18 protein-coding genes and 8 pseudogenes are annotated in these 24,108 nt (G+C 59.6%); 9 read left to right on the top strand and 17 right to left on the bottom strand.

The features are described 5' to 3' along the window. Positions 1–343: 343 nt before the first annotated feature. From KL771_RS27150 to KL771_RS27170, 5 genes are all read left to right on the top strand, one after another. Positions 344–673, top strand: a complete 330-nt coding sequence (locus KL771_RS27150) for a transposase (protein ID WP_390867866.1) — start codon at positions 344–346, stop codon at positions 671–673. Between the two features lie 393 nt (positions 674–1,066). Then, the gene (locus KL771_RS27155) at positions 1,067–2,866 is read left to right on the top strand and encodes a glycosyltransferase family 4 protein (protein WP_261971654.1); all 1,800 of its coding nucleotides are present in this window, start codon (positions 1,067–1,069) and stop codon (positions 2,864–2,866) included. After that, positions 2,866–3,684, top strand: a complete 819-nt coding sequence (locus KL771_RS27160; protein ID WP_261971655.1) for a glycosyltransferase family 2 protein — start codon at positions 2,866–2,868, stop codon at positions 3,682–3,684. The genes KL771_RS27155 and KL771_RS27160 overlap by 1 nt, the downstream gene beginning before the upstream one ends. A gap of 279 nt (positions 3,685–3,963) precedes the next feature. Continuing rightward, positions 3,964–5,070: a polysaccharide pyruvyl transferase family protein gene (locus KL771_RS27165; RefSeq protein ID WP_261971656.1), complete on the top strand. Its 1,107-nt coding sequence runs from the start codon at positions 3,964–3,966 to the stop codon at positions 5,068–5,070. Then, positions 5,048–5,740 carry a sulfotransferase gene (locus KL771_RS27170; RefSeq protein WP_261971657.1) on the top strand — a complete coding sequence of 231 codons (693 nt, stop codon included), beginning with the start codon at positions 5,048–5,050 and terminating at the stop codon, positions 5,738–5,740. Before KL771_RS27165 ends, KL771_RS27170 begins: the two co-directional genes overlap by 23 nt. A 395-nt stretch (positions 5,741–6,135) precedes the next feature. Here KL771_RS27170 and KL771_RS27175 read toward each other — a convergent pair. The 6 genes and pseudogenes from KL771_RS27175 to istA all read right to left on the bottom strand — a co-directional run. Then, a pseudogene (locus KL771_RS27175) lies at positions 6,136–7,269 on the bottom strand (IS3 family transposase). Between the two features lie 54 nt (positions 7,270–7,323). Then, positions 7,324–8,064 carry a hypothetical protein gene (locus tag KL771_RS27180; RefSeq protein WP_261971658.1) on the bottom strand — a complete coding sequence of 247 codons (741 nt, stop codon included), beginning with the start codon at positions 8,062–8,064 and terminating at the stop codon, positions 7,324–7,326. Position 8,065: 1 nt separating this feature from the next. Continuing rightward, entirely contained in the window at positions 8,066–9,064 is a 999-nt protein-coding gene (locus tag KL771_RS27185; protein ID WP_261971659.1) for a GSCFA domain-containing protein, read from the bottom strand. Between the two features lie 266 nt (positions 9,065–9,330). Next, a pseudogene (locus KL771_RS27190) lies at positions 9,331–9,516 on the bottom strand (ATP-binding protein); the annotation flags it as partial. Between the two features lie 69 nt (positions 9,517–9,585). Then, positions 9,586–9,981, bottom strand: a pseudogene (locus KL771_RS27195) (ATP-binding protein); the annotation flags it as partial. A gap of 1 nt (position 9,982) precedes the next feature. Continuing rightward, positions 9,983–10,456: pseudogene (gene istA, locus KL771_RS27200) on the bottom strand (IS21 family transposase); the annotation flags it as partial. A gap of 113 nt (positions 10,457–10,569) precedes the next feature. Between istA and KL771_RS27205 the strand changes: the two are divergent. Continuing rightward, positions 10,570–10,710, top strand: a pseudogene (locus KL771_RS27205) (helix-turn-helix domain-containing protein); the annotation flags it as partial. After that, a pseudogene (locus KL771_RS27210) lies at positions 10,700–10,948 on the top strand (ATP-binding protein); the annotation flags it as partial. The pseudogenes KL771_RS27205 and KL771_RS27210, both read left to right, overlap by 11 nt. 78 nt (positions 10,949–11,026) lie before the next feature. On the opposite strand, the pseudogene KL771_RS27215 reads toward KL771_RS27210, so the two are convergent. Beyond that, positions 11,027–11,286 (bottom strand): annotated as a pseudogene (locus KL771_RS27215) (transposase); the annotation flags it as partial. A gap of 41 nt (positions 11,287–11,327) precedes the next feature. Continuing rightward, the gene (locus KL771_RS27220) at positions 11,328–12,344 is read right to left on the bottom strand and encodes a LysR family transcriptional regulator (protein ID WP_261971660.1); all 1,017 of its coding nucleotides are present in this window, start codon (positions 12,342–12,344) and stop codon (positions 11,328–11,330) included. 137 nt (positions 12,345–12,481) lie between these two features. Here KL771_RS27220 and KL771_RS27225 point away from each other — a divergent pair, with 137 nt between their 5' ends. Beyond that, on the top strand, positions 12,482–13,180 hold the full coding sequence (locus KL771_RS27225) for an HAD-IA family hydrolase (protein ID WP_261971661.1): 699 nt from the start codon (positions 12,482–12,484) through the stop codon (positions 13,178–13,180). Between the two features lie 28 nt (positions 13,181–13,208). After that, the gene (locus KL771_RS27230; RefSeq protein ID WP_261971662.1) at positions 13,209–14,504 is read left to right on the top strand and encodes an NAD(P)/FAD-dependent oxidoreductase; all 1,296 of its coding nucleotides are present in this window, start codon (positions 13,209–13,211) and stop codon (positions 14,502–14,504) included. 26 nt (positions 14,505–14,530) lie between these two features. Here the strand turns inward: KL771_RS27230 and KL771_RS27235 are convergent, their stop codons facing one another. The 9 genes and pseudogenes from KL771_RS27235 to KL771_RS27275 form a co-directional block, all read right to left on the bottom strand. Then, entirely contained in the window at positions 14,531–16,573 is a 2,043-nt protein-coding gene (locus KL771_RS27235; protein ID WP_261971663.1) for an NADH:flavin oxidoreductase, read from the bottom strand. A gap of 108 nt (positions 16,574–16,681) precedes the next feature. After that, positions 16,682–17,461 (bottom strand): amino acid ABC transporter ATP-binding protein, encoded by a 780-nt coding sequence (locus tag KL771_RS27240; protein ID WP_315901537.1) that lies wholly within the window; start codon positions 17,459–17,461, stop codon positions 16,682–16,684. Continuing rightward, complete coding sequence (locus tag KL771_RS27245; protein WP_261971664.1) at positions 17,451–18,275, bottom strand: amino acid ABC transporter permease; 825 nt, start codon at positions 18,273–18,275, stop codon at positions 17,451–17,453. Before KL771_RS27245 ends, KL771_RS27240 begins: the two co-directional genes overlap by 11 nt. After that, positions 18,272–19,018 (bottom strand): amino acid ABC transporter permease, encoded by a 747-nt coding sequence (locus KL771_RS27250; RefSeq protein ID WP_261971665.1) that lies wholly within the window; start codon positions 19,016–19,018, stop codon positions 18,272–18,274. Before KL771_RS27250 ends, KL771_RS27245 begins: the two co-directional genes overlap by 4 nt. A gap of 136 nt (positions 19,019–19,154) precedes the next feature. Beyond that, positions 19,155–20,018 (bottom strand): transporter substrate-binding domain-containing protein, encoded by an 864-nt coding sequence (locus KL771_RS27255; RefSeq protein ID WP_315901538.1) that lies wholly within the window; start codon positions 20,016–20,018, stop codon positions 19,155–19,157. 45 nt (positions 20,019–20,063) lie between these two features. Continuing rightward, on the bottom strand, positions 20,064–21,587 hold the full coding sequence (locus tag KL771_RS27260; RefSeq protein WP_261971666.1) for an FAD-dependent oxidoreductase: 1,524 nt from the start codon (positions 21,585–21,587) through the stop codon (positions 20,064–20,066). A gap of 181 nt (positions 21,588–21,768) precedes the next feature. Next, complete coding sequence (locus KL771_RS27265) at positions 21,769–22,581, bottom strand: pyrroline-5-carboxylate reductase family protein (RefSeq protein WP_261971667.1); 813 nt, start codon at positions 22,579–22,581, stop codon at positions 21,769–21,771. Between the two features lie 24 nt (positions 22,582–22,605). Beyond that, entirely contained in the window at positions 22,606–23,508 is a 903-nt protein-coding gene (locus KL771_RS27270) for a LysR substrate-binding domain-containing protein (protein ID WP_261971668.1), read from the bottom strand. Between the two features lie 60 nt (positions 23,509–23,568). Then, positions 23,569–24,025: pseudogene (locus KL771_RS27275) on the bottom strand (integrase core domain-containing protein); the annotation flags it as partial. Positions 24,026–24,108: the final 83 nt, after the last annotated feature.

Here is a 24,108-nt window from a genome sequence, read left to right on the forward strand (position 1 = left end):
TTAGATCGAAATCCGAGAGGGTACGGCGGTTTCTCGGCCGCCGGTGGCTGATCTAAGGCTTCCTCCAACGAACCTTGACCGCTGCGCGCTCCCAGGCGTCAGCGGTCATGCCATTTTTGGAAAGACGCGAACTCCCATCGATCCTAACGAAATCGGTCTGGCAACGTCGGCTTATGGTTCTATGTGATCGAGTACTTCTATCATTTGACTTGGCTTCGGTCACAGAGCCCGCCTTAATGCTGAGCGGCAGCGGAAGAACGTCGCCGTGACGAGCAAAGACAACACCAAGGCCGCGGCCACCTTCATAGCCAAAAAGCAACAGATCGACGCGATGCTTCAGCGGATGGTTGCGCTCAGCGACGAGCAGTTCCTGGTCCACGGTGCGGCTGATCTCGTCGAGATGGGCCTGCATCGCGGCGGCTGGCACACGACCGACAAACTGCGGGTCCCGAAGAACATCACCCTGATCCTGCTGCCGTCGCGCTCTCCCGAGTTGAACCCGGTCGAGAACATCTGGCAGTACCTCAGGGCAAACTGGCTCTCCAATCGCGTCTTCGAGGCCTATCCCGACATCATCGAGGCAGCATGCGACGCCTGGAAAAGCCTCACCGCAGCCCCAGTCGTGATCACATCCATCGGAATGCGAGACTGGGCTCATATCGGTCAAGAATGAGGGCCGTTGGTATTAGCCCAATATAGGCGTTTATGCCCAAATTAATTATTTCATATTCCTATTACTAATTGTAAATTCTTCTTACCCAGTCAAAATGCGCAAAATAATTAAAAGTCAAAAAATTATCAAATAACCGGCTCCGTGATCATCAGAAAGAGTACGAAATGTGAAATGTAATTACTGCCGATAACGATTAGATACCACGCTCGACCGCGTCAAGATGGTTTCGAAAAACTCGTAGGAGCTTCATATGCTGGATTTTTTGCTTATAGATATCTTTTCGCAATGGAATTTTTATCTCTGGCTCAAGAACGATATGATGAATGGCTCTTCAGAGTGCCCGTATTACTACCTCGCTAAAATTATTAACAATCCAGGTCGGGGTGTTTAAGTATGCGTATGTTGTTTAACAAATTGCGGAAATCGCTCAAAGGCGCGCGTCGAAACGTTCTCGCTGACCATCCGGCACCGAATTTTGATGCTGATGCTTATCTCGCACGCTATCCAGACGTTGCTGAAGCCGATGTCGATCCTTGGAAGCACTATGTAGAATTCGGTATACTTGAGGGCCGGATATTTACGGCAAGGGTCGCGGCTCCCGGCGCAGTCAGACCCGAGGATACCGAAGAAATAGTCAAGTCAAAGTCGCACGTTTCGAAAACCGACCAGGAGATGTACACTAAGATCCTGCGGTCTGGGTATTTCGACCCCGACTGGTATCTCGAAAACTATCCGGATGTCCGCCTGTGCGGGTTCGGCCCGCTCGAGCACTGGTGCGATTATGGTGTTTGGGAGGGGCGCGATCCGGGACCACATTTCTCAACGTCCTGGTACTGGGAGCAGTACCCGGCAATCCGCAATGAAAATCCACTTCTCCACTATATTGAACATGGTGCCGCCGCCTATCTTGTTCCGGCGCCGCCCAAGGGATATCTGCGCACGGTCAATGACCTGTGGTCCTCGGTGCGCCATCTCGACGGGGAGTTATCGCTCGACCGGCGGCTCGGCTTCTTCAAAGGCGTCGAGTTGGTCGACGGCCGGCCGAAGAACAATCGCGTGCTCGACGCCTTAAAGACCGTCGTCGAGAAATACCCGTATGCTTACGATCGGATGATCTTCGTTCCTTGGCTTGTCCGAGGTGGGGCCGAATTGGTCGCCTCGCATTTCGCCCGTGCGGCTGCGGAGACTTTCGGACCCGAGTCTGTCGCGGTTGTGATGACTGACTGGGACCGGCCGGATGCACGCGACTGGATCGCCAACGGCGTCGATGTGATCTCCCTCCCCGGCCTCTTCCCCAAAGCTAATCTCGACGAGCGCGCGCAATTGATCGAAAATATCCTAAGAATATATCGACCTAAGGCAGTCCTCAATGTCAACTCGCCATCGTTCTGGGAAGCTCTGAAGGGTCGTGGAAGGTTTTTATCAGTTTACACCGCAGTATATGCCTGCTTGTTCTGTAGAGACTACGACGATGCGGGCAACCCGGCCGGGTACGCAGACTCGCATTTTCGCGACTCGATCGCGCATCTTACGCATCTCTATAGCGATAATGAACGTTTCCTGGCCGAGCTAGTGCGCCAATATCACCTGCCCACGGACCTACGCGCCAAGATGAGCGCTGTGCGACAACCGATCCACCTTGCGAGCAACTCGGTCCACTATCTGACATCACGCAAGATCCTCTGGGCCGGGCGCCTCGCCCGGCAGAAGAATTACGCCATTCTCCCTGCGATCACACGCGCGATCCCGGCCGATGCCACGATCGAGGTCTGGGGTGACGGTCCGTCCGAAGCGGTCGCGGCGCTCGAAAAGTTGGCCGCATCGAACCGCAAGATCGTCTACCGTGGCGCCTTCTCGTCCTTTGCCGACTTGCCGCTCTCCGAATATGCAGCCTTCCTATATACCGCGCTCTGGGACGGTATCCCGAACATCCTCCTAGAAGCGGGATCGCACGACCTGCCGATCATCGCGCCGGACATCGGCGGGATCAGCGAGCTAGTAGATGATACGACTGGCTATTTGGTCAAATCCGGAGCGCCGCATGATTTCGCTTTGATGGTTACTGCCGTGCTCGCCGACCCGGAAGCGGCAAGGACGAGGGCGCAAGCCATGGCACGCAGGCTTGTGCGGAACCATAGCTGGGACGGCTATGTGGAGGCGATATCGGGTTCCGGCCACTTCCTGGAGGCGTAATGCACTCGTCCATTTCAGTTACGGCGATCGTCAATGCGCATCGCGAGGGGCTCCTCGTCAAGCCAACGCTCGGCAGCGTGATCCAGGCAGTCGCGCATGCCCGTGAGCACAACATCACGACCGAAGTCATCATCGTTCTCGATCGCGCCGATTCTATGACCCGGACGATCGTCCACGATCATTGCGACGCAGAGAACTGGCGGGCCATTGAAGTCGATCATGGTGATCTCGGCCTCTCCCGGAACGATGGCGCCAAAGCCTCCAAGGGTGATCTCGTCGCCTTCCTCGACGGCGACGATCTCTGGGGCGACAATTGGCTGACCGCCTGCGCGAAGGCTCATGTGCATCGCCCCGAGCCGATCGTATGGCACCCCGAGGTCAGCATCTATTTCGGGCGCAATGCCTATTGCTATCGGCACATCGACATGGAATCGGAGGAGTTCAATCTGATCGATCTCTCCGTCTCCAACCCCTGGACGGCGCTCGCCTGCGCACGGCGCGATGTCTTTTTGCGTGCTCCCTACCCTCAAACGGATCTGACACGCGGCATCGGCTACGAGGACTGGGGCTGGAATCTTAGGAGCATCGAGCAGGGCGTAATTCACAAGGTCGTGCCCGGGACAGGTCATGCGATCCGGGTGAAGCGCCAGGCTGAATCGCTTTTAGGCCATACGAATGCGGTAGGCGCCGTACCGCATCCGACCATGCTCTTCCGGAAGGCACTCCTGCGCTCAATTCCGTATCGCGGCTGTCGCGATCGTCAGGACTTAAAAATAATGAGGCGTGGCAAAGCCGCGCTGCTCGGCGAGGGGGGGTAAAAGTAACGGCATAAGGGCTGCGCGTTCTTTATTAACCTAACCAATGTTCACGTGAAGAGTGCAGCACGTGTCCTTACCTGCTGCGCACGTCCAGCTCTGCGCTTAGGCATTAAAAAGTCTCCGATGGCGATGACGGGTTCGACTATGCAGCCAATGTCATGGTCGGCTTTGCTGGATGATCTACAGAAGGATGCGGTGCGTGAAAGATAGCCCCAAGACCATCAGAACGCACATAACTCCTTTCTGGACACTTCCCTGACAAGAGGTTTCGGAGACGAAATGAAACTCGTTGCCCTCGTTCACCTCAATATTACTCATAAAGGCCTGATATTCGGTTGGCCAGATATGCGCGTCTCGACCACGAACTACGGCGACCGTTTTGTCGCCTCTGCTATATTTCGGCAAATAAATACCGCGAATTTCAGGTCATTTATGTTTGGGCAGGACGTACCAGATAATATCGACTATGCCGTTGTGCGCGGGTCAACTTACTTGCACCACCAGTTCCAATTCGAAAAAGCTAACCGAACGATCGATAGTATCAATGCCCCTGTTGCGCTAGTAGGTCTTGGGGCGCAAAATTCTACACAAGATCCGCGTTTTTTAGACGGCAATTCCGACGCAAGATCGTTCGTTGCTCGGTTGAACGAAAAATGCTCATCGATCTCGGTGCGAGGCGATTTCACAGCCAAGGTCGTCGAACGGCTCGGAGGAAAGAACATCCGCGTGACTGGGTGCCCGACGCTATTCTATCATCTGCGTACGCCAGAAATCGCTGTTCCAGAGATGCTGCGCGGACAGAGGCGGTCCTTGGCGATTTCGACTCACATCGCGCTCGGCAAGACGATGTTCTGCCGCGACCCGGATCTAACCCTTGCCCTTCAAGGTCGTACGATCACACATGCCATCAAGAACTCTGCAGTTACCACGATCTACGAACAGGGAACCCGACTCGAATACGATGTTGCCGACCGAAGCCTGGCATTCGGCGAGCGCCTACGCGCTGCCCAGGGCGCCGTTTCGAAGCTCAAGGCTGATCTTTACTTGTCGCCGCTCGACCTGATGGTCCGCACGGTCTCGGTGAGAACGGTCGAGGAATGGATCGCCCGAATGCGGGACCACGATGCGGCGATCGGTTTTCGCTTCCACGGCAACATGGTCGCGATGGTGGCTGGACGACCGAGCTTCTACTTCACCTACGATTCTCGGCTCTCCGAGTTCTGCGATCTCTATCACCTACCGAGTCGAGCGATCGAAGACGGCTGGCAGGACCCGATCCAAGCCATCCTGGATCACGACTGGGCGGAGACCAACCGGCGCTTCGCAAAGGCGTTCGGGGAACTGAAGGCATTCTACGAAGAGAATGGCGTCGATCATACGCTTTGAAGCCGGTGTATCCATGCGATATGTATTCATCATTACTTATGGCCGATCCGGATCTACCTTGGTTCAATCCATATTGAATGATATTCCCGGTTGGAGAATATCTGGCGAGAACTACAATACTCTGTATTATATTTATAAAAGCGTTCGTTCCGCGAATCGATCGCACGAAGATTATGGTAAGCAACAGACCAATGCGACGAACCCGTGGTACGGAGCCGAGCACATCGATGCGGACACATTCACCACCGATCTCGTCGAGAGTTTTAAGCGCAACATCCTCAACCCCTCGGAGGATACCCGCGTCCTCGGCTTCAAAGAAATCCGACATTTCGGTATCGACATGGACGACCTCGGTGGCTACCTGAACTTCCTTCGCGCTTGTTTTGCGCCCGCCAAGTTCGTGTTCAACATGCGCGAACCTGGCGCCGTAGCGAAGTCAGGCTTCAAGGCCGGGTGGTGGAAGGGGCAGGACCCTGCGAAGATCGAAAGCAACATCGCGCGCTATAACGACATGATGCTTGCGCTCGCAGCCTCCTCCGACTGCTGCTTGATCTCCTACGATCAGTATACACGCTCATCGGACGCGCTCCGGCCACTTTTCGATTTTCTTGGCGAGCAGTTCGAAGAGCGTGCCGTTGAAAAAGCTCTTTCGAACCGGTTGGTACACTGAAGGTCAGTGGAAGTTTTCTTGGCTGCGATGACCCGGCTCAGGACGGACGAATTTGCGCTAATTTCTATATCACTTGGACACCTCGAAGAACCCGGCCCGCTGCCGCCTTTGGACCGGAGAACGCCCGTCCGCGCGGCGATGACGGGTCGGTCGTGGTGCTTTCTGGCCTTTGACGCCGCGTCTGCGCCTATCAGGGGCCTTCCTCAGGCTGTCTTCGGGTGCTCTGTGAGCCAGAGGTAGCGGCGGAATTGAGAGGTGGCCCCGCTTGATCGGACAGCGCCCCGCGAAATCTGAGTGGATCTCCTGCCGGGGGTCGGATGCGGGGCTTGGCGATTTTGTCGCAGCGTCGGGAGTGCGTAGCCCGACCAGAGCGGCGACAAAATCGCGGGCGGCGATCAGGCGGCCAAGGCCATCTGCCGGCCGCCGAAATAGGCCTCGTCGGGCGTGCGCCCGTCAAGGCTCGAATGCGGGCGTCCGGAGTTGTAGAAAGTGATGTATTTCGAGATCGACGATCTTGCTTCCGGCACGCTATCGTAGGCCTTGAGATAGACCTCCTCGTATTTGATCGATCGCCAGAACCGCTCAACGAAGACATTGTCCCGCCAGGCACCCTTGCCGTCCATGCTGATCGCGATGCCGGCCGCCGCGAGCAGGCTCGTGAACGCGTGGCTTGGTGAACTGGCCGCCCTGGTCGGTATTGAAGATCATGGGCTTGCCGTGGCGAACCATGGCCTCTTCCAGCGCCTCGATACAGAATGCCGTCTCCATCGTGATCGACACGCGATGCACCAGCACCCGCTGGCTCGCCACATCGACGACCGCGGCCAGATAGACGAAACCGCGTCGCATCGGGATATAGCTGATATCCATGGCCCAGACGTGGTCCACCGTCTCGACCTTCACCCCGCGCAGCAGATACGGGTAGATCTTGTGTCCCGGCGCCGGTTTGCTGGTGTTCGGACGACGATAGATCGCGGCTATACCCATACGCTTCATCAGCGTCGCGACATGTCGGCGGCCGACCGTCACGCCCTCGCGCCGCAACAGAGACTGCAGCATCCGAGCTTCGGCGAACGGAAAATCGAGGTGCAGTCCGTCGAGGCGGCGCATCAGCGTCAAGTCTTCGGCCGACACCGGCCGCGGCTTGTAGTAGGCCGTCGACCGGGCGAGGTTTAGTACCTCCGCCTGGCGCGAAACCGGCAGGTCGTGCCCCCGATCGATCATCGCTTTGCGCTCGGCAATCCGGCCTTGCCGAGCGCGCCAGCTAAAAACTCATTCTCCAATGCCAACTGGCCGATCTTGGCGTGAAGCGACTTCACGTCCACCGGCACCGTGCTCGCCTCGGCCTTGTCCGAGCCGAACACACCGGCAGCCCCTTCCAGGAGTTGGTTCTTCCAGGTCGTGATCTGGTTCGGATGCACGTCATACTGTTGCGCCAGATCGCTGAGGGTCTTCTCTCCCTTCACGGCGACCAGAGCCACCTTCGCCTTGAAAGCCGGGGAATGCGTCCGGCGGGTTCTCTTGGTCATCGAATGCTCCTGATCGGCGGCGAAATCCTCGCCGCTCTCAGGCAGAAAATCCACTCAAGCGACCGTCCGAATTTGCGGGGCCACCTCTCTGAGACTCCCGTTTGTAGATCCGAATCCAAATATTGTACTGAAAATATAAGGAGCTAGCTCCTCTCCAATTTTTGAGTTGGCGTGATGCTGGTCGCCATCTTTATTTGAGCGATATTCGGGCGACATAAATCCATCGATATCAATCATGTGTGGAAGTAAACGCACAGCCGGGATACATTCTTTCTCTAGGAAACTTGCGAAGATTTCACGAACTCTGTTGTCAATGAAACGGATTGTGTCTAAGTTTTGACCTTGGCAGTATTCGCTTGCTGCGAAAAGTCGCGGCGCTTCAGCAACGACGACTGACGAGACCACTTTTTTCAGCGCCCTTAGGAATTCCATCTGAGGGCGTTGCTTCGCTTCTATAATGGCATCCCATGTGGCGGTTGAAATCGCCCATCGCTCACGCTTGAGAGTATCTAAGTGGCCAAAATTCCTGGCGACCCTCGTGAAATGTGCGCTGTGAAAGCCGATTGACACAATATGCGGAGCATTCTCGTATCCAGGAAGTGGAAGAGATTGCACATATTTTGTCAGTTCCGGCTTGGTAATCGTTATAGAACTTCCATCGGCCGTAAAAAATGAATCGCAAAGATGCTGATGAGCACCGAGTGGTTGCGATTTCACTTTTAGCGACGGATTGATCGATTTTACGCCCTTCACGAGCGACCAGATATGAGAATCCCCAAGAAAGACTATGTCCATATCACTGCGTTTCCATTATTTCAAGAAGAATTTCATCACAAATTGCATCGGCCCTGCAGACTTTCGGTTCATTTTTTGCCAGAGCAAAGCCATGAGCCTTCGATGGCCGGTGTTGGGAGAAAAATTGCTCCATTACATGGGAAATTCCATAAGGATTGACTTCTCGCATGTCTGGTTCGAAAAACATGCTGCGCATAGGGGGAGACGCAATGATTTCGTAGGAGGGGAAATAATCTACGAATTCGTGTTTTCCGGCGAGATGGCCCGCCGCTGCACGTAGAACTGCTTTTGAATACGACGACGAAACAACAACATTCCCACCCGTCGCTGTGGCCATCAAAGCAACCGGAGATACAGTCAAAATTATCTGACCATCTGGTCGGTTTGCACGAAATTTTGAGATGAAGGCATCAAGGTCCGAAACGATTTGTTGATGATCAAAGTTCACGAGTTCGTGCTTGTGAGGATTGAACTCTCCGCCGTTCGTCCCGGGGCACAATGGGTAAGCAGTTCCGGTATCTTTGTTGATCCAAGTCTCAGTAAGGCCAAGCGTAAAGATAAATGTTTTCGCTAATCTGAACATCAAGGCGACATTCTTCAAATGTAGACGACGGGAAACATCCACCTGCTCTGGGGTTTCCAATGGAGGTTCAATCGTTGGGCGAAGCGGGTCGACGTAACCACCCCTAAATCGCCAAATCTCGTCGTCCTGACGCACCCCTAAAGCGCGATCCATCAGTTGAAGTAACTGTCGAGGGGAGTAAATATTGCCAAATCGTGCCGAGTAAATGCCGTACCCAAACTTTGGAGCGGCCTCTGCCGGCATCCAGTGCGGACTTGGCTCGGTGTCGACGTAAGAGAACCCTGAGGTCTTCAAGTGTCGCCCAATGTGCTGCGCGAAGCAACTGCCCGCTGCAGCAATCGGGCCGTCTGCGATTTCAAATTTCTTTTCATACCAATCCAAGATTGAAAGCGGATGCCTATTAGCAACCGACTTCATCCACTTCGACTTATCGGGGGCCGATTTATAGGGGTGCAACCTTCCGTTCCTTCTCGCTGTCAAGATATGTTACGGACGGCATGGGGTAAAATAAAGAGGTGACCCCGCGAATTCGGACTGTGAAATCCGGCGAAGCCGACCGCTTGATGCACGCGAAGCCGACCGCTTGATGCACGCGAAGGCGACCACCTGATCCGGAGGAAGGCGACCACCTCGCAGACGCCGAGCGGGGCGTGTTTGGAGGGTGACGTTTCGTGGTCTCGGGATCAAGCTCCGAGGGTCTTCTCGGCGAGCCTCTTTCGCATGGACTCGCCTCTGATCTCGATGCGGTGGGCGGAATGGACGAGCCGGTCGAGGATGGCGTCGGCGAGCGTGGCGTCGCCGATTGCCGCGTGCCATTCGGCGACCGGGATCTGGCTGGCGACGAGGGTCGAGGCCCGCCCGCAGCGATCCTTGTCAACGGGCCGCGGAATCTCCCCACTTTTGGGCTCTTAAAATTCCCCGGTTGAGAGTGCTGTTGATCAGTGGTTGTTCTGGTCTGCGGCTCCTGATTTGGGCGGTCGGCCGCGCCGGCGCGGGACAGCGATCGGCGGGGGCTGGATGATGGCCTTGGACCGGATGTGTTCAGGGACCAGATCGGCATGATGGCGCAGGCGATAGCTGGCGCCTTCGATCTGGACGACGCTGGCGTGATGGAGCAGGCGGTCGAGGAGCGCGGTGGCGACGACAGGGTCGCCGAAGACGTCGCCCCATTCGGCAAAGCCGCGGTTTGAGGTCAGGATCATGGCACCGCGTTCGTAACGGGCGTTGACGAGTTGGAAGAAGGGGTTGCCGCCGCCGGCGATGACGGGCAGGTAGCCGATCTCATCGACGATCAGGAGAGCGAAGCGGCAGAAGAAGCGGCTCTTCTCGCGCAGGGTTGCCGCCGACGCTGACCATGCCCTCGTGCGAGACGCGCCGCTCGAGCTTCAGAAGCGACCGGTAAGGCACCAGCGGCAGCGGCTTCAGCGCCGGCTTCTCCTCGGCGTAGGCCTCCGCGACGACCCGGCCGGTGGTGGCGTGGACGCGGGCATTGGCGACGGTATCGAGCCAGTGCCGGAGCTGGACGTTGAGGTCTTCCAGATCACGGAACGTCCGGGCCAGGAAGAAGTCTTCGCGGATGTAGCGGAACGGCCGTTCCACCTTGCCCTTGGTCTTGGCCCGATACCGCCGGCAGGCGCGCGGCTGGAAGCCATAGTGCCGGGCGAGATCGAGAAGGCCGCGGTTGTAGACGACCAGCCCGTCCGGATCCTCGCCGACGACCGCAGTCTTCATGCGGTCGTAGAGGATCTCGCGCGGCGCGCCGCCGATCGCCTCCAGGGCGGCGATGTGGCAGCGCAGGATCGTCTGCAGTGTTGATTTCCGCGGAGAACTGACCCGGGCGACGCGGATTTTTCCATTGAGAATTGACCCATGTTTGAACCTCGTCCCTCGCCATCGGCGCGGGGGACAGCGGAGTGATCGACATGGAGTTATTGAGCGTCATCCGGCGCTGGCACTACCGGGATCGTTTCTCGATCCGAGAGATCTCCCGGCGCACCGGACTTTCGAGGAACACTGTTCGCAAATACCTTCGGTCTGACAGCATCGCGCCACGGTTCAACGTTCTTCCACTTGCTCAGCCGGCTCTACGAACGCACAAGCGTCGTCATCACCACAAACCTCAGCTTCAGCGAGTGGGCCACGGTCTTCGGCGACGCCAAGATGACGACCGCGTTGCTCGATCGGCTCACCCACCACTGCCACATCATGGAGACCGGCAACGACAGCTTCCGCTTCAGAAACAGCTCGGCAAAACCCGACAAGCCAACCAAGGAGAAAGCCCGAAACTTGACGACAAACTGACCCCGCGACCATCATCAAGGCGGGTCAGTTCTCAGTGGAAAGCCCGGGTCACTTCTCCGCGGAAATCAACACTCAGATTTTTCGGCGGACGATATCCTGCAGCATCTCCTTGTCGAGGGAGAGGTCCGCCACCGGCCTTTTCAGCTTGGCATTCTCCTCCTCGAGCTGCTTCAACCGCCGCATCTCGGGCTGCGTCAGCCCCTCATACTTCTTCTTCCAATTGAAGTAGGTGGCTTGGCTGATCCCCGCCTTGCGGCAGATCTCGGCGACCGGCACACCCTCGCCGCCCTGCTTCAGGATGAACGCCTTCTGGCGTCCGTGAACTTCGATGCCTTCATCGGCTCCGCTCCGCCCAGCACCGGGCTCGCACGCCGAAACTCTAACTCCGAACGCTCCAGTTTTCTGGGTTCAGACCACCGGCATCGTCCGAAAGCAGATAAGGGAACTGTTGGGTATCGGCCGCAGGCAGTTCGGCCAAGAGAGCGGCAGCGAGGTCCGGATGGCGCTCCGCCATACGGGATGCGTCACTTCGATATTCCTCTGCTATCCAATGGCATATCTCGTTCACGACAGCCGGATGACGCCTCTTTCGCAGAACGAGATCGCAGCGCCGCTTCGTAGCGACCACTTCCGGACGCGCCGGCACGAGCGCCGTTCGGGCCAGGAGGCTCGAGATGACGTTGAACCAGCCGACGGCGATCCCCTGGCCTACGAGTGCGGCCTGAATGACAAGTGAATAGTCGGTGAAAAGCATTTCGTTCGTCGCCGGCCTATTGTCGCCCGACGCGAAAAACATTTCCCAGTGAACCGGAGACCCGCTCAGCGTGATCATCCGCGCGGCCGCTGGTATCAGGGCTCCGGCATCCCCGCGCGCACCTTCGTAATGAGCGGCACAGACCGGAAGCAGCAGCTCGCGCATGAGTGGGAAGATTTCGAAGTCATCGGTCGGACCTGGATCGAAACGCATGGCGATGTCGACGCCGTCGACGGCACCCTCGAGCGATCCATTGATGAGCTGGAACTGGATCTCCTCACCGGGGAACCGTGCCTGAAATCGCGCGAGTCGAGGCAAGAACCAATGCGTCGCGAACGCAGCCGACACTGACAGCACTATCGGGCGCCGAGCCATGCGCTTTCGGTCGACAAGCTCAATAACCGTGCGCTCGATATTGTCGAAACTTCCCGAGACGCTCGAGAAAAGTCTATCGCCTTCCTCAGTCAGCACGACCCCCGATGGGGTGCGTCGAAACAACTGTAGGCCAAGATGAAGCTCCAGGCGTCCAATCATCCGACTGATCGCCGGGCTGGTGACGCCAAGTTCCTTGGCTGCCTTCGAGAATGTTCCGCAGCGCACGGCCGCCTCGAAGGCGACAAGCGCATTCAGGGAAGGAAGCAACCGCCGAAGCCGGGACATTACAAAATGTAACCTTGCCCTTGATGATTTGGGGCGTTGCCGGATCTGTCGGGTTCCGGACACAATGGCTTGGAAGGCGGGGTCTGACCCCTCGCGCATGCAATCATAGGATGCACTCCATGTCTTTCGCTGACTTCAAGGTCCTGACCTTCGACATCGTCGGAACCTGCATCGACTTCGAGAGAGGTGTCCTCGACGGCTTTCGCAATGCTGGCGGACCGGCCGCAGCCAAACTGAGCGAGGAGGAGATTTTCGGTGCCTATCTCGCCGCTCGCGAGCACTTTCCGGGCGCGGCGAGTGCGGTGATGCGCGACGTCTATCTGCTCGCCGCAAAGAATCTCGGCCTGCCCACGGACGAGGCTGCCGCGGACTGCTACTTTCGCTTTTTCTTCAACGCGCCGGCTTTTCCCGATTCCGTCGACGCGTTGCGGCGCCTGCGGCGCAAGTTCCGTCTGGTCGCCATGACAAATTACGACAGGGTCGCCTACACCAACTGCGCGAACAAGCTGGGGCTGCCGTTCCACGACAGCGTGACTTCCGACGAAGCCAAGTATCCGAAGCCTGATCCACGCTTCTTCGCGTTCAATCTCGGTCGTCAATCGGCCTTTGGCTACAAGCAGGAGGAGATCCTCCACGTCGCGCAGAGCCAGCACCATGACATCGGTGTTGCCCGGGAGCTCGGATACAAGGTCTGCTGGATCGAGCGTCGCAAGGGCCTGAAGGGCTTCGGCGGAACTCCGGTACCGAAGGTTCTCACGAAGCCGGATTTCCATTTCGCCACACTCGGTGAGCTTGCCGACGCCGTCGAGCGCGGCTGATCTTGCGGTAATCGTCGAGGCGGGACCCATGCAACGGATGACGCCGGCACCTTCTCTCTGGCGGGAGACCGCGACACCGGCTCCACCCCTCAAGGCGCTATCCGGCAGCGTAACGGCGGACGTCGCCATAGTCGGGGCCGGGTATACCGGCCTCTCCGCAGCGTTGCGGGCCATCGAGGCGGGCCTCAAGCCCGTGATCATTGAAGCGGAGGAGGTCGGCTTCGGCGCCTCGGGCCGCAACGGTGGTGTTGTCTCCACGAAGTATCGCGTCTCGCTAAGCGACATGGCGAGGCACCACGGCGTGGAGACAGCCAAGCGGATGAGCCGCCTCGGTCACGACGCCATGGACTGCGTCGAACGCTATGTCGAGGAGCTCGGTATCCAGCAGGCTGGGCTTGCGAAGACAGGCAACCTGCGCTGCGCGCACAACGCCCAGGCCTTGGCGGCTCTGACGGGCGAGGCCAGGACCGTGCGGGAGACGTTTGGCGACCAGAGCCTGAGACTGCTCGACAGAGCGGAGACCGCATTCGAGACGGGCAGCCAGGATTTCGCCGGGGGTGTCCTCAATAGCCACGCCGGGGTCATCCACCCCCTCAACTATGCTCGCGGCCTGGCACGAGCCGTCGTAGCGGGGGGCGGCGAGATTTTCGAACGCTCTCTGGTCGAGCAAGCGAAACAGGCACCAGCAGGCATCGAATTGACGACGTCCCGAGGTTCGGTGCGCGCGGAGCGCCTGATCGTCGCGACGAACGGCTATTCCAACCTCTCGTCGGCAACTTCCATGGTGAGGCAGGCCGTCATTCCCTTCCGGAGCGCGATGATCGCAACGCAACCGCTTCCGCCCGAAACCTTCAACTCTCTCGTGCCTCATGCACGCGGCTACAGCGAGACGAGGCGCATGATGCGCTGGTTCCGGCGCATCGACGATCGCCTTCTCTTCGGCGGCCGCGGGGCTTTCGGCAAGACGGACTCCGCCTCGGCCTTCACCGCGCTCGAGACGGCGATGAAGGGGATCTTTCCGAAACTTGCCGACGTGCCGATCACCCACCGCTGGTCCGGACTCGTCGCCATGACGATGGATTCTCTGCCGCAGATCGGACTCGCCAATCCGAGGACCGCCTTCTCGTTCGGCTATAACGGCACCGGAGTCGCGATGGCGAGCTTGCTTGGCCGCCATGCGCTCGAACTCGTCATCGGCGAGAAACCTGATCTCGGCCTGATGCGTCGGGACCGCCCGGAAGCGATCCCCTTCTATTTCCTGCGGGAACCCGCCGTCCGCACCGTGGTGGGCTGGTACCAGTTCCTCGACAAGATTGGCCGTTGAAAGGCATGAGCCCGATCTGCGGCGAGTCATAGCGTGCTGCAGATCCGCAATGCCTCCAGCATCGCCGAGTGGATATTGCGGCTGGCGACCGCATCGCCGATGCGGTGCAGCGTGAAGCCGGGCGCTGGAGGCACCGGCTGTGGCGCGGCCATCGCCAGGGCCTCGAGATCGGTCACGCCGTCATTGGCCGAATGCCCGCGAAGCGCGTCGTAGACTTCGGACATCGGGACGGAGCCATGCTCGACCACCACGTGGTCGACGAGGCGGGTCGATACGTCCTGCGAGAGGTCGCAGAAGAGCTTGCACAGGAGCCGGTTGTCTTGGCGCGCGACGCTGATGAGCCGCGTCTCCGTGACCGGCTGGATGCCGTACTTCAGGAAGAGCTGCTTCCAGCGGGTGCGCTCGGAATAGGTCAGTTCCTCGGCAATCACAGCGTCGACCGAAATGTAGCTGACCCGCGCACCCATCTCGATTGCTCGCTCGGCTGCCAATGGCGCGGGATGCCGGCCAGTTCCGTCGACCACCAGCACGTCTCCCGAGAGAGACACCTGGCCGGTCAGGACGTCCCAGGTGTTGGTGCAGAGAGCCTCTCCCTCACGGACATCGATCATCGGCAAACCGCCGGTCGCCATGATCACGACGTCCGGACTGAGCGCGGCGATGTCGTTCTCGTTCATATAGGCGTTGGTGTGCATGTTCACGCCGAGGCGCCGAAGCTCTGCAACCCGCCACTCGACGATCCCCTTCAGGTCGCGCCGCCAGGAGTGAGCGCCAACGAGGATCTGGCCACCGAATTCAGCCGCTGCCTCGTAGATAGAGACATCGTGGCCACGCGCGGCGCTGACGCGCGCGGCCTCGAGGCCGCCGGGTCCGCCGCCAACGACCACAACCCTGCGGCCCGGTTTATCCGACTTCGGAATCACATGCTTCAACGTGAGTTCGCGGCCGGTGACCGGATTGTGGAGGCAGGATGGACGATGCTGGGACTGGCAATGGGTCGCGCCCACGCAGGGCCTGATCTCTTCCTCCCTGCCGCTCGCCATCTTTACGACGATGTGCGGGTCTGCGATCTGGGCGCGCGTCATGCCCGCCATATCCACCTTGCCTTCACGCACGGCGTATCGGGCTGAAGCGAGGTCTGCGATGCGCGCGGCGTGGAAGACCGGCAGTCCTACCTCGCTTCTGAAGACGCCAACTGGCTCCACCCAGGGAGCCAGCGGGGTGCCCATCCCCGGCATGTTGTACTTGGCCAGTGCCGGCACCGACTCCATCGAGCCATAGATCGCGTTGAAGAAATCGACAGCTCCGGCTTCCTTCAGGATTTGGCAGATGCGGATGCAATCTTCCAGGTGCAGCGAATTGTGCGGCCCTTCGTCGACGGTGAGTCGGATCCCTACGAGGAAATCGTCGCCTACCGCTTTACGGATTGCCTCATGGACCATCAGCACGAAGCGACACCGGTTTTCGAGTGACCCGCCGAAACGGTCGGTCCGCCTGTTCATGTCGGGCGAGAGGAACTGGCCGATAAGGTGCCCGCCGGCATGCGTTTCGATACCGTCGAGACCGCCCTCCTTGCAGCGCAGGGCGGCGGCCGCAAAGGCCTTCACCACCCGGGCGATATCGTGCTCGTCCATCTCCTTGGGTATGCTGCGGTGAGCGGTCTCGCGGATCACCGAGGGGCCAATGGTGGGCAATCTGTCGGCAGCATAAGGATCGCCGCGGCGGCCGAGATGCGAGATCTGGCACATGAGAGCGGCGCCCTGCGCGTGCATCCGGTCGCTGAAACGCTGCAGATAAGGAATGATCTCGTCGGTGCCGACGTTGAGCTGCCGAAAGATGTTGGGCGAGTCGATATCGACATTTGACGACCCGCCGAACATCGAGAGCCCGATGCCGCCTTTCGCTTTCTCCTCATGGTAGCTCTGATAGGCGTCGCCGGGCATTCCTCCCTCTTCAAGCCCACAGGCATGGCTGGTGCTCATGATCCGGTTGCGGATCGTCAGGTGCTTGATCTTCAACGGCTGAAGGAGGGGATCCTTGGCTACGATCGCGGGGTCAGGAATGTACATGGCTGTTTCCGGGACTTGGGCCAAGCGCCGCCGTTCGCGCGACCAGACCGCATGGCTTTGACCAGTGGTGATGAGGTTTCCCGCGCCGTCCGGCGCGGCGGTCGTGGGCTAGAGAACTTGGCTGAGGAACTGCCTCGTGCGCGGGTCCTTGGCGTTGGTGAAGAATTCCTGCGGAGGGCCGTGCTCGACGATGACGCCGTGGTCGGTGAAGTAGATGTGGTCCGCCACCTCGCGGGCGAACCCCATCTCATGCGTCACCAGGATGCACGTCATCCCGTCGGCTGCGAGTTCCTTGATCGTCACAAGCACCTCCTTGACTGTTTCCGGATCGAGGGCCGCCGTCACTTCGTCGAACAGCATGATCTCCGGACGCATGGCGAGGCTCCGCGCGATGGCGACGCGCTGCTGCTGTCCGCCCGAAAGCTGTCCTGGATAGACGTCTTCCTTTCCGGTGAGCCGCACCTTCCTGATGAGATCGCGGGCGCGGATCTCGACCTCGGCCTTCGGCTCCCGCAGAACCTTGACCGGCGCCATCATGACGTTCTCGAGCGCGGTCTTGTGGGGGAAAAGGTTGTACTGCTGGAAAACGATGCCGACCTTCTTGCGGAGCGCGAGCTTGTCGAGCCGGGGGTCGTTGACCTCCTGTTCCCGGACCTTAATGGAGCCCCGTTGAATGGGGCTGAGGCCGTTGATGCAACGGATGAGCGTGGATTTGCCGGATCCGGAAGGCCCGATGATACAAATCACCTCGCCTTTCCGGACATCGAAACTGACCCCCTTGAGTACCTCCAGCTCGCCGAACGACTTGTGGACGTCGCGCAGCGACACGATGGGCTCCCCAGTAGCCTTCGCGGGTCTGGTCATGTCGGAGTTGCTGTCAGACAGCATATTTTTGCTCCAGCCGGCGCGTCCATAGCGCAATGGGGTAGATATATGCAAAGAAGAGACACAGCAGGAACAAGTAGAAGGGGAACAGCAGGTCCGGTCTTGCACCTGCCGCCTCCATCCCTGCTTGGGCGTTGGAGACGGCTTCGTGAACGCTGAAAATCGAGGCCATCGGCGTCGACAGCGTCAGCAGCGCATACCAGTTCATCCATGGCGGGATCGCGCGCTTCACGCATTGGGGAAGAATGATCAAGCGCAGCGTCTGCGAACGGGTGAACGCGAGCCCCTCGGCCGAGTCCCACTGGCCGGTTGGAATGGAATGCACCGCACCCCTGACGATCTCGCTGATGTTGCCCATGACCGGAAGCGCGAAGGCAATTGTCGCCTTGAACCAGTCGGGCAGAGGCATCCTGATGCCGCCGGGGAGCCTGAGTTCGGTCGGCATGAGGTACATGATGGCGAAGAGGATCACCAGCCATGGCGAATTGCGCAGGAGATGCGTGACGAAACGGGACGGAGCCCGCACCAGCCCGCTGAGGCTGATCTGCATCAGGCCGAGGGCCACGCCCAGGATGGTGGCGAGAGCCATCGCGATGAAACTCATCGCCAGGTTCAGGGCAAAGCCCTTCAGGATGAAGGGCAGCCAGTTCCCGAGCGTTTGAAGCGCCGACGGTCGGCCTGATGCGGCCGACTGCGCCCAAGCCGAGACGACGGACACGAGGAAGGCCGCGAACAGGCACGCGCCGTAGCGCCAGCTGATCCAGGAGAGCGGACGCCACAAGGCCTCGGTATCGAGAACGAAGGCGCGCCGGGTCATTGGCCGTATCCCGGCAGGGCGAGGCGGCGCTCCAGAAAGTGAAGCGCGCTGGCGAGCGCGGTTACGACGATGATGTAGAAGAGGCAGAGCAGAAGCATCATCTCGGGGACATTGACGTTGTCCGACCAGACCTGGTTGAGGACGTAAGTCATCTCAGGCACGGCGATCACGTAGGCGAGCGAGGTTGTCTTCGCCAGGCTGACGAGGTTGTTCGTCAGCGCCGGTAGGCTGATGCGGAAGGCTAGCGGCAACGTGATGTAAAGATAGATCTGCCAGGGGGAGAAGCAGAGGCTCTCGGCGGTCTCCAGCGTCGATTCCGGAACGGCCTCCAGGCCCGATCGAAAGATCTCGACATTGAAAGCCCCACCGAAAATGCCGAGTGAAATGATGGCCCACCCATAGGCCGAGATAAGCGGCTGCGAATAGCCGCCCATGTCCACGGCCGGAGTCAACGCACCGAGACCGAAGAAGAAAAAGAGAAGCTGGATCATCGGAGGCGTATTACGGAAAGCCTGGATATAGGCGTCCATCAACACGCGCAGTGCGACACTTCGCGCCGTCTGGGCCCAGGCTCCGACGACGCCGACGACGAGCGAGAGCAAAAGTGTCCAGAAGATCAGCTGGAGCGAATTGCTGGCGCCCGCCCAGAACCGGTTGAACTCGTAACTGTCGTAGAAGACGTTAAAGTTCAGACCGGTCGTCTCGTACAGCCACTTGAAATAAGGCGCAATGACATCAAGCATGAGCATCCATCAGTAAGGCCTCGGGACCGCGCAGACCGCTTCCTCTGGCACTCCTGCGATCTCGAAGAAACGCAGGAGTGCCAGAGGCTTTCAGTCCCGGCATTGAATGCCGAGACATTGGCGTTCCTGTTCGAGCTCAGTTTTTCGGCGCGAGATAGGACGTGTCCCACTTCAGCTTGTGATTTTGCTCCGCAAACCAGGGGTCCAGTTTGACGTTCCATTTCTTGGCGAGATCGATCAAAGTACCTTCGGCCTGCCAGCGATAGGCCATCCCGGTCATGAAGACGCCCCAGCCCTTGTTCTGCTCCTCAAGCGGAACGGCGGCAGCCCAGGGGTTGGTGTAGAGGGTGCGCACGGGCATTTCATAATCGGCCCACTCCGGCAGCTCGAGGTCGGCCATGATGCTCACGTCGTCATACAGCCATGCGACGCACTTCCCGCTCCGCAGCGCTTCCTTGCCTTCAGTATTGCCCGCGTAAGCCGTGAGCTTGGTCTTGAGTTGGGTCTCCGCCATCTTGTTGTAGGCGTTGCCCTGCTTGCCGCACACGGGCTTGTCCGCAATGTCCTTCCAATCCTTGATCACGCCCTTCTTGGCCAGAAGAGTCGGACCAGACGTCCAATAGGAAGGCTCGATGATGCCGATGACTTTCCGCCGATCAGCGGTGTCGTACATGCCGCCGATGATCAGGTCGATCTTGCCCTGCTGCAGCATCTGAATGCGGTTCGCGGAGGTGATGACGACGGGTTCGAACTTCACGCCGAGCGCCTCGGCGACGCTCTTGGCGAGATCCACCTCAATACCCTGAAGCGAACCGTCCGTTGCCGGGAAGGACCAGGGCTTGAAGGCGCCCTGGACGCCAACCCTGACAGAGCCGCGGTCGAGGATTTCCTTGAGACGCCCGTCTGCCGCCTGCGACGCGCTGCTCGCCAGGACCGCACAGGCGCTCACGACGGAGACCATCAACGCGCCAAGCACCGTTGATTTCATGAATGATGGCATGTCTCACTCCCCTTTATGAAGACTGGATGATCGTTCTGGCTTTCCTCAAGCCGCGTCTCCTCGCGGAAAACAGGTCTTCTGATGCTCAAGGAAAGCGTCGACTTCCGCGTGGACCTGTTCAGCGCTCCAGCCGAGAAGGTCCGCTACTGATAAAGCTGCATGCGTAACGAGATCGCGCTCGACATGGTGCCCCCAGGCGCGCCCGGTCCGCGTGTAGAGTATGCCGCGCAAGTCTCGGGCATGCTCCTCGCTGACCGCCTTGCGATAAGCCTCACGTCTGTCAGACCCGGAACCCGACATCGCGGAGGGGGGCTTGGTGTTTTGGTTGGCGACGGCGAGCGCCGATTGCGGAAGCGGTAGTATCTTGGCGACCGCGTCACGCAGTTCACGGGCGGCGCTCAAGTGGCTCTGCACCGGTCCCGCAGTCAAGGCGAGCACTCTCGGCAGGCCGCGGTCGGTCAGATCGTGAATTTCACGCGTGCGACGGCCCATCGGTTGGTCGGGATCGAAGGTCAGGGGGCGTACGCCCGCCCAGGTGAACGCGATGTCCTTGCGCTGGAGCGACAAGCCCGGGAGCAGATGATTGGCTTCACCGAGCAGGAAGTCGATGTCATCGCCGTTGGTGCGAGTCGTGTCGGCATCATCGTCGAAGGGGGTCTCGGTCGGTCCGAAACAGAACCAATCGTTCTCAAGGGGCAGGCAGTAGAACGGCAAGCCGCCGCGATGAAGCGTGGCAATACCGAAGCTCCTGTAGCGCTCCGGCAGGCGCACGACGATATGGGCGCCCTTCGTGCCTCTGACGAGAGGACGATTGGAGGCGCGTCCTGCGGGCAGGATACCATCGATCCATGTGCCCGCCAGATTCAGGACGACTTTGGCACCAATCGCTTGCCTGCACCCCGATTGGTCACAAAGATCGACGACCCAGTCTCCGTTCGCGCTGCGCTCGCGAAGCGTGGCCATCGTGAAGAGCCGCAATTCGGCGCCGTTGCGCTCCGCTTCGAGCGCATTGTCGACGCAGATCCGGTCAGGCGAGTCGATCATGTATTCGCGGTATGTCGCGATTGAGCTCAATTCCCCCCGATCACGCAGGTCGGCGGCGAAGGGCAGCGTCTGATCGATGCCGTCTCGAATGCGGCGATAGTCCAGCGGCGGACCTGAGGGTGCCAGGCGCTTGAGAAGTGCGAAGCCAATATCGAGGTGCCATCCGCGAATGTCGTCGTTGGCGTAGAGCGGAAAGCACATCGTGAAAGGCTTGCAGCGCTCGGGGCGTAGGTGCGCCAGTTCCTCGCGCGATTCCATCGCCGCCTTCGCCATCTTCAGGGCGCCCAGAAAGCGCCCGGGCGAGCGTGCAAAGGTCCGTACGGGATGACGGGTTTCGAAGTATCGCAGTCCACAATGCAGGATCCGCGACGAACGGCTCGAGGCACCGTTGGCGAGATCGGCCTTCTCCACCAGCAGCACCCGGTAGCCGGCGGCCGAGATCTCGCGGGCCGCGCTTGTTCCGTTTATGCCGCCGCCGATGACGGCAACGTCGAAACGGCTCGTGATGGGTGCCGGCCTCGTCATGCTGATCCGTCACCACGCTCCCAGAGAAGTCGGTAACGAGAGCAAAGCACCAGTTTTAAAATGATCAAAATAGAATGTTTGACGATCGGTATGCATAAGATGCATATTGGGCACTGACCTCCAACGGGTCGTCCAATGCCGTGAGCCTGAGGAAGGGATGGGGCGACCGGGAGCGGAATATCTAGCTCTTGGGATCGGATTGAAGCTCGGATTGCCGCACGAATCCTGCCTCCACCATGCGCACGCAAACTTCAGGCGCGACTTCGGCGAGAGGGCGCATCAGGGCCTCGGTCACCCCAAGTGGCGTTGCGGTCGAATGGATGATCGTCTCGTAGCTATGACCCTGCCTCAGCAGTTCACCTGTCGCGATCAGGCTCTCGGCGATCATTATGTCGAGCGAAGCCGGAGAAATCGTATCGGTTCGCGCGGCATTCGCCGATACGAATGCGCGGGCGAAAAGGGCCAGAACAGCGATCGCGGAGCTCGCAACGTTCGATGCGACCCGAATATCCGCCTCGTTCACGTCGAAGGGCTGGCTGAACCGCGAGAACCAGCCCTTCACCAGGGCGATGTCAGCCGGGGTCGCAGCCGGACCGGCGACCACAGGCACGGCGCCGCAACCGACCGCCTGAGCAGTCGTCGGGATGGCCTTGACCACCGGATTGGCTGTCCATTGTCCGAGCGTCTCGAGGGCGACGCCATTCGTAACCGAAACGATGACGGTCTTGGGTGCGAGATGGGGGGCAAATGCCGCGAGCACGTCTGGATACGCTTGTGGCGATACCGCCAGGATCAGTAGATCTGCGCGCGATGCCCAGTCTAGCTCGCCAGTCCGCAGGCCCGGCACTTCAGCAATAAGAGCGTCGCGCGCTTCTCGGTTGCGCCCGACGACTGCAATCGTGTCGGAAGCCGATGCCCTGCTGGCCGCTTTCGCCAGGATTGCCGCCAAACGCCCGGTTCCGGCGATCAGGATGGTCAGCGCACGTGAGATCATGATGTCTGCGTACTCTCCAAACGATTATCGCGGCAACTGCCGCAATGCCAGATCGCGTTCGGTGGCGAGTAGATCGAGCAGAGCCTCGACCGCGCGGTTGGCGGAACGCGTGTCTGGCCGAAGCAGTGCGACATTGAACGGTATCGTTGGCGAGAAGGGGATCAGTCGGACATGTTCGTCGCTTTGGCTCACGGCCGTATAGGGGTCGATCAGCCCGATGCCGATCCCACTCTTCACCATTTCCCAGACCGCGGCCGAGATTGTCGTCTCGTAGGTGGGTGCATATCGGACGCCCGCCGCACGGAACGCCTGCGGGACGAGTTGCCCGGCAGAGGTCAGCGCGGTCCAGGAGATGAATGGTACATCAGCAAGATCCGCCGGTTCGATCCGCGATCTGTCAGCAAGAGGGTGATCACGTGGCACCGCGGCGATGTAGGGCGCATCACTGAAAGGCTCGATGCGGAAGCCGGACCGTCGGAATGGGGTCTCTGCAAGGCCGATGTCGATCTGCTGCGAAGCCGCCCATTCCTCCACGCGCGCCGACACGGTGGCGTGGAAAACTATTCTCGTCCTCGGCCATTCCTTTTGGAACTTCGCGAGCAGACGCGGCATGAAACTGTGCGCCAGCGCCGGCATGAGCGCCGCATCTATCCGACTGCTTTCGCCCTCGGCAACACGCGCAGCAAACGTCTTGAGAGAGTCGAGGGAAACGAAGGCTCTCTCGATTTCATCGAGCAACAGCCGCGCGACAGACGTTGGAGTCACGAGTCCTCGGCGCCGCTCGAAGAGGGTGACGCCGAGTTCTGCCTCGAGCTTGTCGAGCAAACGGCTGACGGCGGGTTGGCTGCGCCCAAGCAATTCTGCCGCAGCGCTGACCGTGCCTGTCAGCATGACGGCTCGGAAGGCCGATAAATAAAGCAGATTCATTCGTTCAGAATCCCGAAATTGAGCCGCCGTGGGTTTGCCGGAGGCCTATTTGCTTGAGTCCTACGCGACCAGTTTGATGCTCTCAATGGCTGCGCAGAAGTTCGTCTCCGCCTCGGCGGGCGGGATGTTGCCGGGGGCCGAGTGGGGTCGGTGGCAGTTGTAGTCCTCCTTCCAGATGTAGTGGCGCTGCTAGCCTCGGCGAGCGCCGAGAACAGCCTGTCGTTGAGACATTCGTCCCGGAAGCGCCCGTTAAAGCTCTCGACGAAGGCGTTCTGGGTCGGCTTCCCGGGGGCTATGTATTGCCACGCGACGCCGATCTCCTGGCACCAGCGCAGGTCGAGGTGAACTCGGTGCCGTTGTCGGACACGATCGTCTCCGGGCGGCCGCGCAGCCGAATGACGATGTCCAGTTCCCGAGCTACGCGCAGGCCCGAAAGCGAGGTGTCGGCGACGAGCGCCAGGCACTCGCGCGTGTAGTCGTCGACGATGGCGAGCACCCTAACGCGACGGCCATCGCTGCGCCACATCGAACCCAAGAGCAGTTGCGACCCGCATTTCCGAACGGGAAATGGCGAGTCATCACTGAAGAACGGAGCGTCCA

Source organism: Prosthecodimorpha staleyi (assembly GCF_018729455.1).
Lineage (GTDB): Bacteria > Pseudomonadota > Alphaproteobacteria > Rhizobiales > Ancalomicrobiaceae > Prosthecodimorpha > Prosthecodimorpha staleyi.